Annotated in this window: 21 protein-coding genes and 1 other RNA gene; 13 read left to right on the forward strand and 9 right to left on the reverse strand. The window is 44.2% G+C overall.

Features of this window, described 5'->3' with window-relative positions; translation table 11 throughout:
* From eboC to PP178_RS10865, 5 genes are read left to right on the forward strand one after another with little or no spacing between them, the layout of a single operon-like run.
* On the forward strand, nt 1–894 hold the full coding sequence (gene eboC / locus PP178_RS10845) for a UbiA-like protein EboC (RefSeq protein WP_272594362.1): 894 nt from the start codon (nt 1–3) through the stop codon (nt 892–894).
* Nucleotides 895–2,070 (forward strand): 3-dehydroquinate synthase, encoded by a 1,176-nt coding sequence (locus PP178_RS10850; RefSeq protein WP_272594363.1) that lies wholly within the window; start codon nt 895–897, stop codon nt 2,068–2,070.
* 2 nt (nt 2,071–2,072) lie between these two features.
* Complete coding sequence (gene eboE, locus PP178_RS10855) at nt 2,073–3,263, forward strand: metabolite traffic protein EboE (protein ID WP_272594364.1); 1,191 nt, start codon at nt 2,073–2,075, stop codon at nt 3,261–3,263.
* A gap of 2 nt (nt 3,264–3,265) precedes the next feature.
* On the forward strand, nt 3,266–4,648 hold the full coding sequence (locus tag PP178_RS10860) for an alkaline phosphatase family protein (RefSeq protein ID WP_272594365.1): 1,383 nt from the start codon (nt 3,266–3,268) through the stop codon (nt 4,646–4,648).
* 12 nt (nt 4,649–4,660) lie between these two features.
* Nucleotides 4,661–5,017 (forward strand): transmembrane 220 family protein, encoded by a 357-nt coding sequence (locus tag PP178_RS10865; RefSeq protein ID WP_272594366.1) that lies wholly within the window; start codon nt 4,661–4,663, stop codon nt 5,015–5,017.
* On the opposite strand, the gene PP178_RS10870 is transcribed toward PP178_RS10865, so the two are convergent.
* Nucleotides 5,014–6,825: a DNA polymerase III subunit gamma/tau gene (locus PP178_RS10870; RefSeq protein WP_272594367.1), complete on the reverse strand. Its 1,812-nt coding sequence runs from the start codon at nt 6,823–6,825 to the stop codon at nt 5,014–5,016. The genes PP178_RS10865 and PP178_RS10870 overlap by 4 nt on opposite strands.
* A 213-nt stretch (nt 6,826–7,038) precedes the next feature.
* Here PP178_RS10870 and rnpB point away from each other — a divergent pair.
* Nucleotides 7,039–7,356, forward strand: an RNA gene (gene rnpB, locus PP178_RS10875) — RNase P RNA component class A.
* Between the two features lie 11 nt (nt 7,357–7,367).
* On the opposite strand, the gene PP178_RS10880 is transcribed toward rnpB, so the two are convergent.
* From PP178_RS10880 to PP178_RS10890, 3 genes are read right to left on the reverse strand one after another with little or no spacing between them, the layout of a single operon-like run.
* Nucleotides 7,368–7,913 (reverse strand): RsmD family RNA methyltransferase, encoded by a 546-nt coding sequence (locus PP178_RS10880; RefSeq protein WP_272594368.1) that lies wholly within the window; start codon nt 7,911–7,913, stop codon nt 7,368–7,370.
* Nucleotides 7,913–8,686 (reverse strand): DUF3822 family protein, encoded by a 774-nt coding sequence (locus PP178_RS10885; RefSeq protein ID WP_272594369.1) that lies wholly within the window; start codon nt 8,684–8,686, stop codon nt 7,913–7,915. Before PP178_RS10885 ends, PP178_RS10880 begins: the two co-directional genes overlap by 1 nt.
* 37 nt (nt 8,687–8,723) lie before the next feature.
* On the reverse strand, nt 8,724–9,371 hold the full coding sequence (locus tag PP178_RS10890; protein ID WP_272594370.1) for a hypothetical protein: 648 nt from the start codon (nt 9,369–9,371) through the stop codon (nt 8,724–8,726).
* 103 nt (nt 9,372–9,474) lie between these two features.
* Between PP178_RS10890 and PP178_RS10895 the strand changes: the two genes are divergently transcribed.
* The 7 genes from PP178_RS10895 (at nt 9,475) to PP178_RS10925 (ending at nt 15,797) form a co-directional block, all read left to right on the forward strand.
* Complete coding sequence (locus PP178_RS10895; RefSeq protein ID WP_272594371.1) at nt 9,475–10,914, forward strand: ATP-dependent DNA helicase; 1,440 nt, start codon at nt 9,475–9,477, stop codon at nt 10,912–10,914.
* Between the two features lie 28 nt (nt 10,915–10,942).
* Nucleotides 10,943–11,512 (forward strand): DUF4126 domain-containing protein, encoded by a 570-nt coding sequence (locus tag PP178_RS10900; protein WP_272594372.1) that lies wholly within the window; start codon nt 10,943–10,945, stop codon nt 11,510–11,512.
* Between the two features lie 17 nt (nt 11,513–11,529).
* Nucleotides 11,530–12,258 carry a 3-deoxy-manno-octulosonate cytidylyltransferase gene (kdsB, locus tag PP178_RS10905; RefSeq protein ID WP_272594373.1) on the forward strand — a complete coding sequence of 243 codons (729 nt, stop codon included), beginning with the start codon at nt 11,530–11,532 and terminating at the stop codon, nt 12,256–12,258.
* Nucleotides 12,249–12,950, forward strand: coding sequence for an HAD family hydrolase (locus PP178_RS10910; protein WP_272594374.1), 702 nt, complete (start codon nt 12,249–12,251; stop codon nt 12,948–12,950). Before kdsB ends, PP178_RS10910 begins: the two co-directional genes overlap by 10 nt.
* A gap of 4 nt (nt 12,951–12,954) precedes the next feature.
* The gene (locus PP178_RS10915; protein WP_272594375.1) at nt 12,955–14,082 is read left to right on the forward strand and encodes an iron-containing alcohol dehydrogenase family protein; all 1,128 of its coding nucleotides are present in this window, start codon (nt 12,955–12,957) and stop codon (nt 14,080–14,082) included.
* 41 nt (nt 14,083–14,123) lie between these two features.
* Nucleotides 14,124–14,660 (forward strand): lysophospholipid acyltransferase family protein, encoded by a 537-nt coding sequence (locus PP178_RS10920; protein WP_272594376.1) that lies wholly within the window; start codon nt 14,124–14,126, stop codon nt 14,658–14,660.
* A 390-nt stretch (nt 14,661–15,050) separates the two neighbouring features.
* Nucleotides 15,051–15,797, forward strand: a complete 747-nt coding sequence (locus PP178_RS10925) for a LuxR C-terminal-related transcriptional regulator (protein WP_272594377.1) — start codon at nt 15,051–15,053, stop codon at nt 15,795–15,797.
* A 6-nt stretch (nt 15,798–15,803) separates the two neighbouring features.
* Here PP178_RS10925 and PP178_RS10930 read toward each other — a convergent pair whose 3' ends face one another.
* The 5 genes from PP178_RS10930 to PP178_RS10950 all read right to left on the reverse strand — a co-directional run bounded on the left by PP178_RS10930 (nt 15,804) and on the right by PP178_RS10950 (nt 19,364).
* Nucleotides 15,804–16,499 (reverse strand): LytR/AlgR family response regulator transcription factor, encoded by a 696-nt coding sequence (locus PP178_RS10930; protein ID WP_272594378.1) that lies wholly within the window; start codon nt 16,497–16,499, stop codon nt 15,804–15,806.
* Nucleotides 16,500–16,638: 139 nt separating this feature from the next.
* Nucleotides 16,639–17,352: a YebC/PmpR family DNA-binding transcriptional regulator gene (locus PP178_RS10935; protein WP_272594379.1), complete on the reverse strand. Its 714-nt coding sequence runs from the start codon at nt 17,350–17,352 to the stop codon at nt 16,639–16,641.
* A 66-nt stretch (nt 17,353–17,418) separates the two neighbouring features.
* Nucleotides 17,419–17,712, reverse strand: a complete 294-nt coding sequence (locus tag PP178_RS10940; RefSeq protein ID WP_272594380.1) for a 4a-hydroxytetrahydrobiopterin dehydratase — start codon at nt 17,710–17,712, stop codon at nt 17,419–17,421.
* Nucleotides 17,713–17,736: 24 nt separating this feature from the next.
* Nucleotides 17,737–18,453: a flavodoxin family protein gene (locus tag PP178_RS10945; RefSeq protein ID WP_272594381.1), complete on the reverse strand. Its 717-nt coding sequence runs from the start codon at nt 18,451–18,453 to the stop codon at nt 17,737–17,739.
* An 89-nt stretch (nt 18,454–18,542) separates the two neighbouring features.
* Nucleotides 18,543–19,364, reverse strand: coding sequence for a sugar nucleotide-binding protein (locus tag PP178_RS10950; RefSeq protein ID WP_272594382.1), 822 nt, complete (start codon nt 19,362–19,364; stop codon nt 18,543–18,545).
* Nucleotide 19,365: the final 1 nt, after the last annotated feature.

Below are 19,365 nucleotides of genomic sequence, written 5' to 3' on the forward strand. Positions count from 1 at the left end.
GTGCGGAACGTTCTGATAGGATATGCTCGTTTGATGAGGCCGGCCAACCTACCGACGGCTGTAGCTGATATACTGGCGGGGATGGCGATCTCTGGCGTGATGTTCACGGCAACCGGCTTAGACCCGGAGTTGATACCCAGGGCTTATATGCTGGTGATCTCAACCGTTCTGCTTTATGCGGGAGGAGTGGTACTCAATGATGTTTTTGATTTGGAGACCGATCGAATTGAAAGGCCGGAAAGACCCATTCCTAGTGGTCTGATCCCCCGAAATTCTGCGGCTACCTTTGGGGCAATATTGTTAATCGGCGGGATTTTGGCCGCCTATACCGCCAGTCCCATCAGTGGGTTAGTAGCATTGGTCCTAGCTTTGGCTATTCTTCTATACGATGCCTTCTCTAAAAAGTACACTTTTTTGGGGCCGCTGAATATGGGGGTATGCCGTGGTCTGAACCTGTTGTTGGGAATATCCGTAGCTGGGGTATTTAACGAGCTGTGGTATTGTATCATTCCTATACTTTATATCTTTGCCATTACCCTGATCAGCAGGGGGGAAGTGCACGGTAATAACAAGGGGCATATAATATGGGCGGCGTTATTATACGCCATTGTGCTTTTGTGCGTTATCTATGCGGTGACCTTGAATGCGCAGAACATAAGCCTTGGGCTCATTTTCAGTCTATTGCTGGCACTCCTGATCTATAGGCCTCTTTGGAAGGCATATAAAGAAAATTCGGCCGCTAAAATTAAAAAGGCAGTGATGGCGGGAGTTATTTCCCTGATCGTGTTAGATGCATCTCTAGCCATAAGTTTTGCGCCGCTGTGGTATGCAATAATCATATTATTGCTATGGCCACTAGCTATATTGCTATCAAAAATATTTGCAGTTACCTGAATGAAAAAACTATCCCCTGATACTATTGTTCAATCCTTTTCTGTACATCACGAGTATAAGCTTCACTTTACCGAATCTTTGTTTGACCGGAGCAATACTTTACTAAGGGATATTATTGGAAAGCAAAGTAAAGGCCCTGTAAAAACCCTTTTCGTGACAGATCAGGGGGTTCTTGATAATCACCCTGAACTGGAACAGCACATCAATGCATATTGTAAGGCAAACGAGGATATCCTATTGTTTACGGATGTGGTGCATATCCCCGGGGGTGAAGCTGCCAAGAACAGCGAAACCCATGTAGACAAAGTACTTGAAGCGATCAATACCCATCATATCTGCAGGCATTCCTTTGTAGTGGTGATAGGGGGAGGGGCCGTAATTGATGCTGTTGGTTATGCTGCCACTATAGCGCACCGGGGAGTTAAATTAATTCGTGTACCTACCACGGTATTGGCGCAAAATGATGCTGCCGTTGGAGTTAAAAATGGAATTAACCATTTTGGAAAGAAGAATTTTATTGGAACTTTTGCCTTGCCCTATGCCATTATTAATGATGCATCTTTCCTGGATACCTTGGACAGGCGCGATTGGATATCCGGTACTGCAGAAGCTGTCAAGGTAGCCCTGATAAAAGATGAATCCTTTTTCCATTACCTGGAAGAGCATGCTATCGCCATCGCTAAAAGGGATAAAGATCCTATGCAGGAATTAATATATCGCTGCGCCCGCATCCATATGGAACACATAGCCTATGGGGGAGATCCATTTGAACGTGGGTCTAGCAGACCCCTGGATTTTGGTCACTGGGCAGCGCATAAGATGGAACAGATGACCGATTACAAGCTTCGTCATGGAGAAGCTGTGGCAAAAGGAATTGCCCTGGATGTAACCTATGCCTGGCAATCCGGCCTGATTGGGAAAGAAGTATGGCAACGCATACTGTATTTATTGACTTCCCTTGGTTTTCAGCTCAATATTCCTTTTGACAAAGCCGGGGAAATTGATACCCTGCTCATGGGTATCGAAGAGTTCCGTGAGCACCTGGGAGGTGAATTGACGATCACCCTGATCGACGCTATAGGTTCCAAACATGATGTGCATCAGGTGGATCTCGATATGATGAAAAGATCTGTCAGCTTACTGAATGAAGCTGTTAATGGATCTTCTAATAAGTAATTATGCTTCACAAGGATTATCATTTAACCTACTGTACCAATATTCATCCCGGCCAGGATTGGGAAACCACCTACAGTAGTTTAAAAACATACCTACCCGGAATAAAACAGCAATTAGTCCCGGACGGTGAGTTTGGTGTGGGACTGCGCCTGTCTAATAAGGCCAGTGAAGAATTGGATGAGTCCGGCCGACTACAAGAATTTGGTCAGTGGCTAAGTGATAACGGATTGTATGTCTTTACCATGAATGGATTTCCTTATGGGAATTTCCATCACGAGCGTGTCAAGGACCAGGTGCATAGCCCGGACTGGACCACTCCGGAAAGAGTGCAGTATACTAAGCGTTTATTCAGGCAATTATCGTGTTTGATACCGCAGGGGATGGAGGGAGGTATATCTACCTCTCCCATAAGTTATAAGCATTGGTTCAGTACAGATGCTCAGCGCAGGGAAGCTATGGGAATTGCTGCTGAAGCATTTGCAGATATAGCCCTGTTCCTTTATGAGGAAGAAGAGGAAACCGGTAATTACCTGCATTTGGATATTGAACCGGAACCGGATGGCCTGCTGGAGAATAGCGAGGATGTATTGTCTTTCTACAACAATTACCTGGATAGGATCGCAGGTCCATTTATGGAAAAGAAGGCCGGAATAAACGGGGAAAAAGCCCGTGAAATTCTACGTCGTTATATCACCCTCTGTTATGACGTCTGCCATTTTTCATTGGCTTATGAAGACCCTGCTTATTCCTTTAAGAAATTCCGGGATGTGGGAATCAGGATCGGTAAGATACAGGTAAGCGCAGCCTTAAAGATCATCAAAGGATCCAGGACAGCCGGGGAAATATGGAAGTCGCTAAAAGGGTTCAATGAACCGGTCTACCTGCACCAGGTTACGGAACGTAAAGAAGATGAGGTCGTGACCTACCCGGATCTTCCTGCTGTTTTAGACCAGCTGGCCGATTTCTCCGAGTTGAGAGCTCACTTCCATGTGCCTATTTTTTTAGAGGAATTCGGACTTTTACATTCCACCCAGGATCAAATACTGGAAGTCCTTCGTTATTTGCGGGAAAACCGAGTGACCAATCATCTAGAGATCGAGACCTATACCTGGGAAGTTTTACCGGATGCTCTCAAGATTCCTTTAGCGGACTCTATTATTAGGGAACTACAATGGTTAAAAGAAAAGATGTGAAGATGAAGAAAACCGTCGTAATTGATGTAGTAGGACTTACCAAAAGGTTGATCGGGAAGCACACTCCTGCAATTCTGAAGTTTTTGGAAGCCGGGGAATGGGCTCCTATTGAGCCTGTGGTACCGGCTGTTACCTGTAGTGCACAGAGCACTTACCTATCCGGGAAATGGCCATCAGAGCATGGAGTGGTTGGTAATGGTTGGTATTTTAAGGAAGAACTGGAGGTTAAATTCTGGAGACAGTCCAATCGCTTGGTCCAGGCCGAGAAAATATGGGAGCGATGTAAAGCTAAAGATCCGGATTTCACTTGTGCAAATATGTTCTGGTGGTACAATATGTATTCCTCTGTGGATTATTCTGTCACCCCCCGTCCCAACTACCTGGCAGACGGTCGGAAGATACCCGATATCTACAGCTACCCGGCAGGGCTGAGGGATGAATTGCAGGAAGAGCTGGGAACCTTTCCCTTATTCAACTTTTGGGGCCCAAAAACCTCGATAAAATCCAGCCGATGGATTGCCGATGCTACCTTAAAGGTGGATAAAAAATACGATCCCACTCTCACCCTGGTCTATCTGCCTCATCTTGATTATAATTTGCAGCGGCACGGATTAAATTTTGATAAAATAGGGGCAGATCTCGAAGAAATTGATGCCGTGGTGGGCGATTTGATCCGTCATTACGAGCAGCAGGGTGCCGAGATTATACTATTGTCTGAATATGGGATCACCAATGTACACAGACCTGTACACATTAACCGTGTCTTGCGATCCATGGATCTTCTGGGTATACGTGTTGAACGAGGGCTGGAACTGCTTGATGCAGGGGCCAGTAAGGCTTTTGCCGTAGCCGATCACCAGGTCGCCCATGTCTATGTAAATGATCCGGAGATCCGTACGGAATTGGCGGAACAGCTTTCCCGCATCCCTGGAATTGACAAAGCACTGACCGGGGAGGAACTCAAAGTGTACAAGCTGGACCATGAGCGGAGTGGAGACATTGTTCTTTTGGCCGAAGCGGACAGCTGGTTCACCTATTATTTCTGGAATGATGATGCCAAGGCTCCGGATTATGCCCGTATGGTGGATATTCATAAAAAACCGGGCTATGACCCCGTTGAGATGTTTACGGATCCTGCAGATCCCTTTGTATTGCCTAAAATAGCCTGGAAGCTCTTAAAAAAGAAGATAGGTTTCAGGACTGTTTTGGATGTTATCCCATTAAAGCCCGAGCTCATTAAAGGCTCCCATGGAATAGTGCCTGGAGATAAAGGTGATTATCCTATATTTATATCTAACAAGAAAGCGGTGAACTTGCCGGATAAGGTTTCGGCCATAGAAGTTCGAGGGCTTATGGAATCTCATTTAAGCCCGGCAGATAACTAAATATACAGTACTATGAAAGTGTTCTTCAAGGTCTTTGCAATTATCTTCGGAATTTTGTTCCTGTGGGCAGCATTTGTACAGTATAATGATCCGGATGCCATATTGTGGTACGCAATTTACGGCAGTGCTTTCGTGATCTCCGTACTATTCGCCTTGGACAGGTTACCCTGGATGATCCCTGCTGTTCTGTTTGTGCTTTACATGGTAGGGGTTGCTTACACCTGGCCGGAAACTTTTGAGGGGGTGACCATAGGTGGAGGTGATATTGAGAATATAGAAAAAGCAAGAGAAGCTCTGGGGTTACTGATCATGGCTATACTGATGTTGGTCTACACCCTGAGAACCCGGTATATCAGGAAGCTGAACTAGAGTTCCAGGTCAAATTCCTGGCGCAACAGGTCTATAGCGGGGTTCTTCTCCCTTAATTTCTCGTATTTTTCCTCTGGAGTGAAGGCAAACCTGGTATTGGTGGTTTCATTGACAGTGATCTGCAATGAAATGTCAAAGTTATTGAGCTCTTCCCTTAAAAACCGCAATAGATCCCCCTGTTCTCGCTCTATTTCCTTTTTCATCGTACCGTTGGGCATCTCGATGTGTATGGTGCTCTGGTCGATGAGTTTAGGCAGATCTACATTGAGGTTGGAAGCGAGGATCTTCCGCCCGGAATCTGTCATCTTATCCACAAATTGTTCCCACAGTTTCTGCATGGCCTCTTCCGTAAAATCGTCCTTGGGTAAACTAGCCTCGTCTACCGGGACAGAAGCTTTTTCAGCATGAGCTTTTTTCACCGCAATACTGGACAGGGAAAGGCCAGATACCCGATTAGGACGGTCTTTAATATTAATTTTTTTGGTCGCAGATTCGCCGGAATCAGGTGCTGTTGGGACCGGTTCGGTCACTTTTGTGGCTAAGGGAGCAGTTTCAGTAGCCTTCTTTTCTTCAGAAGCCGAATTCTCTTCAATGTCTGAATTTACTGTTGTAGGTGTGGTCTCAGCTTTTGGAGGAGGTGTACTTTTCTCGCTGACCTTAATTGGGGAACGACCTTTATAATAGGAGGCAGGGACTAGCGATGGGAGGCTTGCACTTCCCGGGCTGTTGCCGTCAGGATTTTTTTTTTCAGGGTGAAAATCGATAGAAGCCAGTTTCATGAGGGTCAACTCTACCAGCAGGCGGTGGTTCTTACTCGATTTATATTTTAAACTGCAGTCGTTAGCAATGTCTATGGCCTGCAAGAGAAATGATTCGGAAGTCTTTTTGGACTGTTCCAAATAACGGGCTTTCGCATTCTCTCCAACTTCCAGGAGAGCTATAGTTTTTTCATGCCGGCAAACCATCAGGTCCCTGAAATGAGTGGCCAGGCCGCTAATAAAGTGTTGCCCTTCAAATCCCTGAGCCTGGGTTTCGTTGAACAACATTAGCAATCCGGGAATATCATGCTCAAGGATAAGATCTGTAGTGTTGAAAAAAGTATCGAGATCCAGTACATTCAAATTCTCGGTTACCGCCTTCCGGTCTAATTTTTTGCCGGAAAAGCTAACCACCCTGTCAAAAATGGAAAGGGCATCTCGCATGGCCCCATCTGCCTTTTGTGCAATAATGTGCAAGGCGTCGTCATCGGCTTCTACCCCTTGTTCTTCGGCGATGTATTTCAGGTAGGCTGCGGCATCCTTAACGGTGATCCTTTTAAAATCAAATATCTGGCAACGAGATAGGATTGTAGGGATGATTTTGTGTTTTTCCGTCGTAGCCAGTATAAAAATAGCGTGCTTGGGAGGCTCTTCCAAGGTCTTGAGAAAAGCGTTAAAGGCCGATTGGGACAACATATGGACCTCATCAATAATGTAGACCTTATATTTGCCTACCTGCGGCGGAATTCGGACCTGGTCGATCAGGCTTCGTATATCGTCTACAGAGTTGTTCGATGCCGCATCCAGTTCAAAAATATTGAAGGCGTAATCTTCGTCCTGTCGTTCCGTGCCGTCCTCGTTGATCTTCTTGGCAAGTATCCTGGCGCAAGTAGTCTTCCCAACACCACGGGGCCCACAGAATAATAATGCCTGTGCCAGGTGATTGTTTTCAATGGCATTCAGCAGGGTTTCAGTAATGGCCTGTTGCCCTACCACATCTTTAAAAGTCTGTGGTCTGTATTTCCGTGCAGATACTATAAATGGTTCCAAATCAACTGAATTTTACGAGGCTGAGTAACTATTGCCGCTAATAAATACAAATATATAAATAGCCGGTGAAAGCAGGCAGCTATTGCAGAATCTGGCACGGTTTTTTATTAACAAATAAAGGGGATAACCGGAGGCGCGTAAAGACATAATGGCATAGCGGGACAAAGTGATAATTGTCCTTGATTGATGCGCTTTAAAAGAAGTATCTTTGCAAAAGCAGGCTACCTTATCGCTCCCCGGATTATCCGGGGGGAGGAAAGTCCGGACACCATAGTGCAGCATAGCGGGTAACACCCGTCATCCCGGGTTCCCGGGAGAGGACAAGTGCAACAGAAAGCAAGTACAGGTAATGCTGTAGTGAAACCAGGTAAACTCTATGCGGTGAAACGTCATGTAAATCAGCGACTGAGGGCTGCACGCCCGAGCTGAAGGGTAGGCGGTTAGAGCTTCCGGGTAACCGGGAGTCGAGATAAATGATAAGGGTCTTTCCTTTGGGAAGAAACAGAATCCGGCTTATGGCCTGCTTTTTTTATAAAGAATATTTATTCGTCTTCCGCTCGGAAGAAACTGAATACACTGCCACCGTATCTCCTGCTCTCATCAAAATGATCAATAGCACTCAGATCGGTCTCTTTGCCGTGCTCTATGACCAATACACCCTCTTCCTTTAAAAGATTTTTTCTGAAGATGATTTCAGCGATCTTTCCAAAATCTTCTTCGGGCATATTGTAAGGCGGGTCAGCAAATATAACATCGTAAGTAGTAGTGATCCTCTCCAGGTACTGGTATACATCAGCTCTTGTAGCGGAGATAGGGAATCCTAATTCTTCCGTGGTTTTCCCGATAAACTTCACGCAGTTATAGTCGGCATCTACGGCAGTAATGGGACCTGCACCCCTGGATGCAAATTCATAACTGATATTTCCCGTGCCTGCAAAAAGGTCGAGGACAGTAAGACCTTCAAAATAATACCTGTTATTTAAGATATTAAAGAGTGCTTCCTTAGCCATATCTGTCGTTGGCCGTACAGGTAACTTTTTTGGAGCGGTTATTCGCCTTCCTTTGTAAGTTCCGGATATAATACGCATCAGAGGGCGTTTATTAGGGTGAAATCAATGGATTCTTTCTGCTCTTCCTCTTCCGAATAGAGATCAGATTCAGGAATAAAGATAGAGAGGTTCTGTATGTATTCATAGCAAATATCATAAAGCTCGTCTCCTGTTTCAATGGCGCCAAACAAACGCGTCTTAATGGTGTTGGTATCCAACTTAAGCTGCTCCAGGGTAAAAAGAATGTAATAGATAAAATCTTCCTTGGTCTGGTAGCGAAAGCTATTAAAGAAGACCAGTTTTTTCTGGGTGAGGACAACGATATCTAATTGTTGTTCGGTTACATGTACATAACATACCGGGGCTGTGCCGGTATGGATGTTCATTAAAGCCTGGATGAGTACAGTTCCGTGATGTAGAAAATCAAATTCACCGAAGAGTTCATAAATGTAGTTGTTGATGTTCATAAAAGGAACATAGACATTCATCATATCATAACTACCCAGTTCATCGTACTCGATGTGATCGTTAGCAAGGATCTTTGCATTGAACTTCAGGTAGTTGGCTAGTTCGTTTTCATCGAACAATGCCCGGGGAACCAGGCTAAAAAGGTGGTTCCTGTGGGTGGCGACTACCTCGGTAAAGCGGTAGTCCGTAATTTTTTCTTCCTGGAATAAAGCTTTGAGCTCTCGCTGCACATCAAAAGGACTGAGTTCTTCCTTAAAATCAACACGACGACTATGGATGATAGTGTTGGCAACAGTGTCGAAGATGCAAAAAGAAAGTCCATTCAGGCTAACCTGAATGGACAATTTATAAAGTTTATCTACTGGGTTATCAGTGGAGTTTTTAATCACGTTTTTTGTCATATATAGGTGGCCAGTTACCACTGGTACTCACTTCGTTCAGAGATCCTACGATGATGTAAGCACCATTGACCTCTTCTACACCTACTTGAGCGTTTTCACGGGCTCTCAGGTCCTTTGGCTGATCATAAAGGATAACATCCTTGGCTACACGGGCTTCGAAGACAGGAACACGGTACCCGTTTTTATCGATCACGTCTGCTTTCATCGAAAACTTCTCATCGTTCTGCGCATAAGGAACATCCATCATGTTCTTATAGCGATCATCATTCTTGAATAATGAGTCCTTTACAGCGACAAAACCAAGGGTATCAACGATCTTAACCTCTTGCAGCATGTCTATCTGGTAAGTTTTATCAAACTCCATGTATGAGGAGTCTCTCGTTTGTGTGATGGTATATCTTCCCGTATCAACAAATTGGACCAGGCTGTTAAAATCGTTGGCGTAAGACTTGTTAACCTGCTTGTATGCTTCCTGGGCATTGCGAATGTCTTTTAGTTTTGAAATCACTTGGGAGAAACGCTCTTCCTTCACTTTCTTAAACTCTATAGGACCTGTTACAGATCTGTAAATCAGATATCCAAAAACAATGCAGACAATCCAGAGTACAATTTGAAGTATGGTTTTCATTCTTAGTTTAGTGTTAATTAGCTATTGTGGTAGTCACAAATCTACAATTTTTTTTTAATCGTAAAAGGATTTGCCCCAATTTTCCTAGTTATATTTGGGGTCTATGACAGTCCTGACATCTGCTAATTTTTACTCTTTACTCAAGTCCAAATTTCCTCATGACCCTACACCAAAACAGGATATTGCGCTTCAGAAATTGGCAAGGTTCATTATGTCTGAAGATAAAGACCAGGTTTTCCTGTTGAAGGGATTTGCCGGGACGGGCAAAACAACTATCATCGGGGATATAGTGACCAACCTCTGGAAGACCAATAAGAAGGCGGTTTTAATGGCTCCAACTGGCAGGGCAGCCAAGGTGATGTCTGGTTATGCCAATACCCAGGCCTTTACCATCCACAGGAAAATATATTTCCCGAAGAAGGAGCGGGGAGGAGGAGTCAAATTTGTTTTGTCGCCCAACAAACACCGCAATACGATTTTTATCGTGGACGAAGCGTCTATGATTCCTGACAGCCAGTCCGATTCCAAACTTTTTGGGAATGATTCACTCCTGGACGACCTGATGCAATATGTATATTCCGGCCATAAATGTAAACTTATCTTAATCGGGGATACCGCCCAGCTCCCCCCGGTGCACTTGGAGCTGAGTCCTGCACTGGATGGAGATCGACTTTCTTTGCAGTATAATAAGGAAATTGAACGGATGGAATTGGATGAAGTGGTGAGGCAGGCCCAGGATTCAGGAATCCTAGTCAATGCTACTAACTTGAGAGAGCAACTCCAAGGCCAGTTTCCCGAAGGATTTAAATTTGATGTAGACCCTTTTAAGGATATCATCAGGCTGGTTGACGGTTACGAGATACAGGAAGCCATAGACAGTTCATACAGCGAAAATGGTAAAGAAGAAACGGTTTTTATTGTCCGATCCAACAAGAGGGCCAATCAGTATAATGAACAGATCCGCAATAAAATTCTGTTCCTGGAGAACGAATTGTCTGTTGGAGATTATATGATGGTGGTGAAAAACAATTACTTCTGGCTGGATAGCAATTCCACTGCGGGCTTTATCGCTAATGGAGACATCATAGAGATACTCGAGATCTTCAGTATAAAACCCCTTTTCGGCTTCACCTTTGCAGAGGTCAAGATTCAGATGGTAGATTACCCGGAACAGAAACCCTTTGAAACGGTATTGTTACTGGATACGATCAAGGCGGTGACTCCTTCGCTCTCTTACGAAGACCAGAACAGGCTCTACCAGGAAGTGCAAAAGGATTACGCCCATGAGAACTCTAAATACAAACGCTTTCTCGGTGTAAAGAACAATCGCTTCTTTAATGCGTTGCAGGTTAAATTTTCCTATGCGATCACTTGTCATAAATCACAAGGAGGCCAATGGAATACGGTTTTTGTAGAACAACCCTACATGCCTGACGGACCTGATATCTCATTCCTTCGTTGGTTGTATACCGCCGTCACCAGGGCCCGTAAACAACTGTACCTGATCGGGTTCAAAAACGATTTTTTTGTCAACCAGGAATAGCCTATTTTAGTGTATTAGCCCGATTAAAATGACCGCTGAGACCATAATCAGTATATGCTTAGGTATAGGCCTGGCCGCATCCGTAGGATTCCGGGTATTTCTACCATTATTTGCTTTAAGCATGGCTGCTTATACGGGTGTTTGGGAACTGAATGAAAATTGGGAATGGATCGGTGGCCTGGGTGCCCTGATCACTTTAGGTGTAGCAACTGTCCTGGAACTGGGTGCTTATTTTATACCCTGGGTTGATAATTTACTGGATACGATCGCAGTACCCCTGGCAGCAATAGCAGGTACGGCAGTTATGGTTTCGACCGTAGCAGACCTTAACCCCGTCATTACATGGGCACTGGCCATTATTGCCGGCGGTGGAACGGCGACAGCCATCCGGGGCGCATCTGCTACGGGCAGGGCTGCAACCACAGCAACCACAGGGGGAATTGCAAACCCCGTAGTCTCATTAATAGAGACCATAACAGCTACGGTTATGGCGGTAATCACTATTCTTGCACCTGTACTCGGATTTATCCTGGTTATCGTAGTGCTTATAGTGATCTATTCTATATACAGGAAATTTAAACCCCGAATACGAACATAAAGAACGTAAAAGACATAATGAATATAATTGCAATGATACCCGCAAGGTATGCGGCCTCAAGGTTCCCGGGTAAATTAATGCAGGATCTCGCCGGGAAGCCGGTCATCCTCAGAACTTACGAGGCGGCGGTGAATACAGGACTTTTTAACGAAGTTTACGTGGTTACCGATAGCGAGGTGATTTTTAAAGCTATTGAAGACGCCGGCGGAAAGGCTCTCATGAGTAGTGCGGAACACGCTTGCGGGAGCGACAGGATCGCAGAGGCAGTGACCCCTATGGAAGTGGATATCATTGTAAACGTTCAGGGGGATGAACCTTTTACAGATAAAGAAAGCCTTGCCGGGGTACTGGAAGTCTTTAAGAACGACACTACAGAGGAAATAGATCTTGCCTCCCTCATGACTCCTATTACGGACTGGGAGGAAATTGAAAATCCCAATACGGTTAAAGTGATCGTGGATAACAATAATTTTGCACTCTATTTTTCAAGGTCACCTATTCCTTATCCCAGGAATAAGGACATCCAAATAAGATATTATAAACACAAGGGTATCTACGCCTTCCGTAAAAGTGCACTGATGGATTTTCAAAGACTCCCGATGCTCCCCCTGGAAGACGCAGAGAAAGTAGAGGCAATACGTTACCTGGAATACGGTAAAAAGATAAAAATGGTAGAAACTACTGTAACAGGTATAGAGATAGATACTCCGGAAGACCTGGAAAGAGCAATAGCAGCATGGAATTAGATTTCAGTAAAATAAAAGTGATCGGTTTTGATGCGGACGACACCTTGTGGGTTAATGAAACCTATTTCAGGAAGACCGAAGAGGAATTCGCAAAGTTGCTGGATCATTATGAGACTCCGAACAAAATAGATCAGGAACTCTTTAAGATGGAGATGCGTAACCTGGATATTTACGGTTACGGGATTAAAGGATTTGTGCTCTCTATGATAGAATCTGCACTGGAATTGTCTAATCAGAACGTATCCCAGGCAACCATCGCCAAAATCCTGGATCTGGGTAAAAAGATGATCTCTCACCCCGTAGAACTGATCGATGGCGTTCCGGAAGTCCTGGAGAAACTTAAGGATAATTACAGGCTTATCGTCCTGACCAAAGGTGACCTGCTGGACCAGGAACGAAAACTTGAACGTTCCGGTTTATCTGCCTACTTTCATCATGTAGAGGTGCTGAGTGATAAAAAAGAGGTGAATTATCAACATCTTTTAGAGCACCTGGAAATCCCTATCGAGGAGTTTTTAATGATCGGGAATTCATTGAAATCGGACGTGATACCCATCCTGAACCTGGGAGGAAAAGCAGTACATGTACCTTTCCACACAACCTGGGCTCATGAAGAAGTGCCGGTGGAAGAACAGACCAATGATCACCTGACCCTGAACAGGATTACCGATATCGTGAAATATTTGAATTGATCAGATGCAGTTGAAAAAAGAAATAGGATTGAAGAATCAAATTAAGAGCAAACCCACCCAATACCGGAATTTTCCCATGGTACCGAGGGTCATTTATGGTCCCGGCAGTTTTGGGCAACTGGGAGAAATTCTTATGCCGCAGCGGAAAAGTTCTGATGCCCCGGTAATCTTCCTTGTTGATGATGTTTTCGAGGGAGAGGAACTCGCAAGCCGCATTCCCCTGCTCTTTGATGACCAACTGATTTTTATATCTGCTGATGAAGAACCCAAAACAGAACAGGTAGACGCCCTGGTTTCCAAGTTGCTTTCAGACTATGAAGAGCTGCCTTCAGGTATTGTCGGTATCGGGGGTGGAACACTATTAGACCTGGCCAAGGCCGTCGCTATAATGCTGACCAATCAAGGTACTGCATCTGATTACCAGGGGTGGGACCTGGTCAAAAAGCCTTCGGTCTACCATGTAGGAATTCCCACGATCAGCGGTACCGGGGCAGAAGTTTCAAGAACTACTGTGCTACTGGGACCGCATAAAAAATTGGGGATCAATTCCGATTACACGCCCTTTGACCAGGTAGTTCTGGATCCGGATTTAGCCCGGGGGGTTCCTGCAGATCAATGGTTTTATACCGGGATGGATTGTTACATCCATTGTGTGGAATCCTTGAATGGTACCTATCTTAACGCGTTTAGCCAGAGCTATGGGGAAAAAGCCCTGGACCTGTGTAAAGAGGTTTTCCTGCAAGATCTTCCCGAAGATGAGTCCCGGGAGAAACTAATGATGGCATCCTGGCATGGCGGTATGAGTATCGCGTATTCGCAGGTAGGGGTGGCTCATGCTATGAGCTATGGACTCTCCTACGTTCTGGGAACCAGGCATGGCATTGGCAACTGCCTGGTATTTCAACATCTTGAAGAATTTTATCCTGAAGGGGTTGAATTGTTTAAGCAGATGCGGAAAAAACACGGGATACAGTTGCCCGAGGGCATCTGTGCTTCCTTATCGGAACAAGATATGGATACCATGGTTTCCGTGGCATTGGGATTAGAACCATTGTGGGAGAATGCATTGGGAAGTGACTGGCGAGATATAATGACCCCATCCCGACTGAAATCCTTGTACCAAAAAATCTGATAGCGGTATCACGCCATTATTTAATTGTAAAAATTCACCTAGTGCAGAAACTTGCAGCATTTCTTTTTTATGATCTTATGGGCTGGAAATTTTCCGGAGCCATGCCGGGAGTAAAAAAGTGTGTGATTATTGTAGCACCCCATACCAGCAACTTTGATTTTATACTCGGTCTGATCGTACGGGAGGTTTTGCAGCTTAAGATCAACTACATCGGTAAGCACAGTTTGTTCCGTCCTCCCTGGGGTTGGTTTTTCAGGAAAACCGGTGGCACACCGATAGACCGCGGTAAAAGCAGTGATACTGTTAAAGCCACGGCAAGGATTTTTAAAGAAAGGGAGGAATTCCGATTAGCCCTTTCCCCGGAGGGTACCCGGAAGAAAGTTGATCAATGGAAAACCGGATTTTATTACATTTCCCTGGCCGCGGAAGTACCCATTGTTATGGTGGCCTTTGATTACGGCAGGAAAGAAGTTAAATACTCTGAGCCATTTTACCCCTCAGGTAATATAGAAAACGACTTTATGGTGATTCGTCAATTCTTTGAAGGAGTGGTAGGCAAGGTTGCAGAGCGGAGTTAATTAGTTCAAAGGCCCACACTACAAAGAATGATAAAAGAAGTTTAAGATGAACTATATCATGAATCTTCTTAAATTTGTAGTATATTTTACCTTGGAAAAAGCGAAAATATTTTCAATGATTTCGTTTTTCAGTAAAAATGCCTGCTACCGGGCAAGACAATAGACATCAACTGTATTCCCCCAAGAATATAACTTAAGAAGCGGCATTTTGATGATTCAGAATGCATATAAAGCAATGGGAGAATATACATTTTACCTGGTTAACAGGAGTAAGCAAGGCACTGTGATCGGTGCACTTCATATCAAAGCGATAAATTTAGCGGGGTTTGGAAAACTGGAATTACCTGAAATCTGCCTTAATGTATTTATAAAAACATGTAGCAGAAGCTTATGGGTAAGTTAGAACCTGGAATACTGGATTTTTTCAACGATATCCGAATAGCACGCGAGCCCGGGTTTTCTACCGGAAGTGACTTGCGTTGGATAGATACATTTCCCCTGGTCCGGGGAAAACAGGCAATATACGTCGTGGATTGGGATAAGGCCGAGGTAATTTTCAGCCGTGGTATAGGAGAATTATTGGGGTATGCTGCCCGTGAAAAGTTTAATCTTACACATTCTGTTCAGCAATATCATCCGGATGATGCCACTATAGTGCAAAGGATTGTCCGCGGATTAGTCAATCATTGCAGCCAGTCAAACAATTCGGACCGAAAGGAGTACCTGCATTTGGTTTACCGTATAAAGAAAGCCGATGGAAGCTATATTAAAGTGCTACGGCAGTCTACCGCACATGAAATTGACAGCGAGGGGCGTTTACTGAGCAATGTCTCTTTTCTTACCGATATTTCCTTCATCGCCAATCACGATAAGGTAGAATGGGATGTATACGCCAATAATTTCGACACTACAGCATTAAGAGAAACGGTTTATAAGGAATTCGTAAATTTCTTTACGAAACGTGAACTCGATGTCATAGGTCTGATTGCCAAGGGTGAGACCAACACCCAGATTGCCGAATCGCTGACCATAAGTAAGCATACGGTAAGTACGCATCGGAAAAATATCCTGGCCAAAAGCCGTTGTTCTAACGCGGCAGATTTATTGGCATTCTGTAAAGGCAATGGAATTTTATAACTGAAATCAGATGTTCTTCAGGGCTTCATCAAGCGCCCCTTTCCTTCTTCTGCTCAGCGGCAGTTTATGACCTTTAATTTCTATCACGCTGTTATTATAACGCTCTATTTTCACGAGGTTCACAATAAAGGATTTGTGTACCCGTAAAAATTGTTCTTCCGGCAATTCCTTCTCAAAGGCTTTAAGGCTGGAAAGCACCATGAATTTTGCGTTAGAGGTCACCAGGCGGATATAGTCTCCCATAGCTTCAACCCATTCAATCTGGTCACAGTTAATACGCGTTTTCTTTTTGTAATCTGTCTTAACGGTGATAAAATTATCCTCGAGCTCTTCGCTGGTCACGTAGCGTAACTGGGTTAATGCTCTCTGTACGCTGACAGAGAGGCGTTCCGGGAGCACCGGTTTTTGCAGAAAATCGATCACTTCATAATCAAAGGCCTTCAAGGCGTGTTTACCATGGGCGCTGATGATAATAACCATCGGTGGATTCTTGAGTCGGTCAAGTAATTGAAAGCCAGACATACCGGGCATTTCAATATCCAGGAAAACCAGGTCTACTTCATTCTTTTTAAGGTAACTACGGGCTTCTTTCGGGCTGCCAAAAGTCTGGATTAGATGCAGGGCCGGTTGCCTGTTGAGAAGTTTCGAAATAGCTTCCCTATGGGTAATGGAATCGTCAACAAGAATACAACTCAGTTGCATTATTTCGTGGTTAGTTACACTAAATTAACCAAGAAGATACTGAGGAGTTATACCCTTAGGAGGGTATATGTATAAATGGTAAGGATTCTTTCTCACGAGGTGCAGAATCAGTTATGGATAGTTTTTGTCAGATGGGCAACTATTGCTCTTTCATCGTATGGTAGACATTCTGTACATCGTCATCCTCTTCAATCTTTTCAAGCAATTTCTCTACATCTTCAGCATCTTCTTCCGACAGTTCTTTAGTCACTTGCGGGATGCGCTCAAAATCTGATGACAGGATTTCAATATCCCGGGATTCTAATTCCTTCTGTATGGCACCAAAACTTTCAAAAGGACCATAGATCAGCATATCATCACCGTCTACAAATACCTCTTCGGCTCCAAAATCTATAAGATCTAGTTCTAGCTCTTCCGGATCCAGGCCTTCAGCTTTGATCCGGAAATTACAGGTGTGGTCAAACATGAATTCTACAGAACCCGAGGTTCCCAGGCTACCGTTACATTTATTGAAGTAGCTTCGGATATTCGCCACTGTACGAGTATTGTTGTCCGTAGCGGTTTCGATCAGCACGGCAATACCATGGGGGGCATAACCCTCAAATAACACTTGCTTATAATCACCTTGTGACTTATCGGAAGCTCTTTTTATTGCCCTTTCAATGTTGTCTTTGGGCATATTAACCGCTTTGGCATTCTGGATGACTACCCGCAACCTGGAGTTGGTGTCCGGGTCAGGACCACCTTCCTTGACCGCCATTACGATATCTTTACCAATGCGGGTGAACGCCTTGGACATAGCCGACCAGCGTTTCATTTTCCGTGCTTTCCTGAATTCAAATGCTCTTCCCATAGCTTAATTTAGCTGAATAATGCTAGCAAAAATAGTACTTTTTAAAATCGACGCAAATCCCTTGGATTACTTGCGGTCTTCGTGGATGATCTGCCATATGCTATGGGCCAGGCGAAAGTCTTTTTCTGTAATTCCGTCAGCGTCATGCGTGTTTAACCGGATGGTCAGGGTATTGTATATATTGGTCCAGTCCGGGTGGTGTCCTTGTGCCTCACATTCAAAGGCAATAAGGGTCATTTTCGAAAATGCATCCCTGAAATCCTTGAATTTAAAAGAGGTCTCGATAGCACCGTCTTTATATACCCAGCCTTCCATTTTGTCCAGGCGTTCTTCTATGGTACGTTCGTTGAGTTTTTCCATTATACTTTACATTAAATTTTATTATTAGCGATATTCCGGGTTATTAAAAGCCCAGCGATTACCTTCTTCCCAAGCATCCCCGGAATTCCCATAAGCGGGATATCCTCCCTTATCCTTAAGTATTTTAGCCAGGTGCATCAGGTTGTAGGTCATAAAGGTAGTATTCTTGTTAGTAAATTCATTCTTACGGGCCCCAGATTCTTCGTCCAGGTAACTCGGTCCGGGTCCTATAGGGCCTATCCAGCCCGCATCGGCCTGAGGAGGGATGGAATAACCAATATGCTGCAGGGCATATTGAATGCTTTTGGCACAATTCTTTACCCCGTCTTCATTCCCGGTAACAATGACTCCACCTGCTTTTCCATAGTAAATATATTGCCCTTTTTCATTTTTACGAGCAGACATTGCATATAATCTCTCGATCACCTTTGAGCAAACAGACGATCGCTCTCCAAGCCAGATCGGAGTTCCAATGACGAGGATATCAGCGTCGAGGATGGCTTTAAATATTGAGGGCCACTCATCCAGGTCTAGGCCCTGTTCAGTCATGTCTGGTTGAACGCCATGAGGAATTTCATGATCTACCACCCGTATGACCTCGACCTCAACGCCTTCAGTTTGCATAATTTTTATGGAGACATCCATCAAACCCTTGGTATGACTCTGCCGGGGTGACTTTTTTAATGTGCAATTAAGGAAAACAGCTTTGAGACCCTGAAAATTATTTACTGGATTTTTCATTTGACTATTTTTTACGAGATATAAAATAGTAAAATGTTAGGCATTTACGATATCATATGAGTTTTAAACTCGATAAGAATATATGTTGATCACTTTAACACATGGTGGTCAATGATGTCCTGGAATGAGGTCTGCAGGTTAGCTGGTAACAAGTGGTCCTTAGGAAGTGCGGCCAGGTATCGTTCCTCGTTAGAAGTATATACCCGTTTATAAATAGGGTTAAAACTACCGATACGTTCTACGATCTCCCGGATAAAATCATCATGATGAACCAGGTCTTTACTTCCCAGGTGGTAGATGCCTCCTAAATCCTGATTGATCAGGTAATGCACTTGCTGTGTAAGCCGGTCATCGTTGGTGACATTGATTACGAGGTTAGGAAATACTTCTATGGGCTCATTACTCCAGATAAAGGATTTCATCTCCTTGACCCTTGGAGAAGTATTTCCAAAAACCATAGGAACCCTGAGAATTCCATATTTAGAAACAGGCAGGCGCATCAGCATGTTCTCTATCTTGATCTTAAAACGGCCGTAGATACTATCAGAAAAGGTCTTGTCATATTCGTAAGACGGGAACTTCCTGTAGGCGTCAAATACATTGGCAGACGAAATAAAATAAAGACGGCAATGATTTTCTGATACGTATTCCACCATATGCTGGTGGGCTAGTACCTGGGCGGGAAAATTTCCTCGAAGCGCTGAGATGATCACATGTGGTCTGATCTTCTGGAGCAGTTGGACCACATCATCTTCCTGCAGGTCATAACGAAAGAATTGCTTATTGTCTTCAAAAGATCGGCGGGCATTACAATAGGTGCCGTAGGTATCAAAATAGGGGCATAGTTCTTTGTACAGGGCATTCCCTATAAATCCACTGGCGCCTAATATGAGTATTCTTTTTTTTTCCAAG

The sequence above is a fragment of the Zeaxanthinibacter sp. PT1 genome (assembly GCF_028464225.1).
GTDB lineage: Bacteria > Bacteroidota > Bacteroidia > Flavobacteriales > Flavobacteriaceae > Zeaxanthinibacter.

Bases quoted from the DNA above. Each gene is read 5' to 3' on its own strand.
- PP178_RS10850 (WP_272594363.1), top strand. From the start codon at position 895: ATGAAAAAACTATCCCCTGATACTATTGTTCAATCCTTTTCTGTACAT.
- eboE (WP_272594364.1), top strand. From the start codon at position 2,073: ATGCTTCACAAGGATTATCATTTAACCTACTGTACCAATATTCATCCC.
- PP178_RS10860 (WP_272594365.1), top strand. From the start codon at position 3,266: ATGAAGAAAACCGTCGTAATTGATGTAGTAGGACTTACCAAAAGGTTG.
- PP178_RS10865 (WP_272594366.1), top strand. From the start codon at position 4,661: ATGAAAGTGTTCTTCAAGGTCTTTGCAATTATCTTCGGAATTTTGTTC.
- PP178_RS10880 (WP_272594368.1), bottom strand. From the start codon at position 7,913: ATGCGTATTATATCCGGAACTTACAAAGGAAGGCGAATAACCGCTCCA.
- PP178_RS10890 (WP_272594370.1), bottom strand. From the start codon at position 9,371: ATGAAAACCATACTTCAAATTGTACTCTGGATTGTCTGCATTGTTTTT.
- PP178_RS10895 (WP_272594371.1), top strand. From the start codon at position 9,475: ATGACAGTCCTGACATCTGCTAATTTTTACTCTTTACTCAAGTCCAAA.
- PP178_RS10900 (WP_272594372.1), top strand. From the start codon at position 10,943: ATGACCGCTGAGACCATAATCAGTATATGCTTAGGTATAGGCCTGGCC.
- kdsB (WP_272594373.1), top strand. From the start codon at position 11,530: ATGAATATAATTGCAATGATACCCGCAAGGTATGCGGCCTCAAGGTTC.
- PP178_RS10910 (WP_272594374.1), top strand. From the start codon at position 12,249: ATGGAATTAGATTTCAGTAAAATAAAAGTGATCGGTTTTGATGCGGAC.
- PP178_RS10915 (WP_272594375.1), top strand. From the start codon at position 12,955: ATGCAGTTGAAAAAAGAAATAGGATTGAAGAATCAAATTAAGAGCAAA.
- PP178_RS10925 (WP_272594377.1), top strand. From the start codon at position 15,051: ATGGGTAAGTTAGAACCTGGAATACTGGATTTTTTCAACGATATCCGA.
- PP178_RS10930 (WP_272594378.1), bottom strand. From the start codon at position 16,499: ATGCAACTGAGTTGTATTCTTGTTGACGATTCCATTACCCATAGGGAA.
- PP178_RS10935 (WP_272594379.1), bottom strand. From the start codon at position 17,352: ATGGGAAGAGCATTTGAATTCAGGAAAGCACGGAAAATGAAACGCTGG.
- PP178_RS10940 (WP_272594380.1), bottom strand. From the start codon at position 17,712: ATGGAAAAACTCAACGAACGTACCATAGAAGAACGCCTGGACAAAATG.
- PP178_RS10945 (WP_272594381.1), bottom strand. From the start codon at position 18,453: ATGAAAAATCCAGTAAATAATTTTCAGGGTCTCAAAGCTGTTTTCCTT.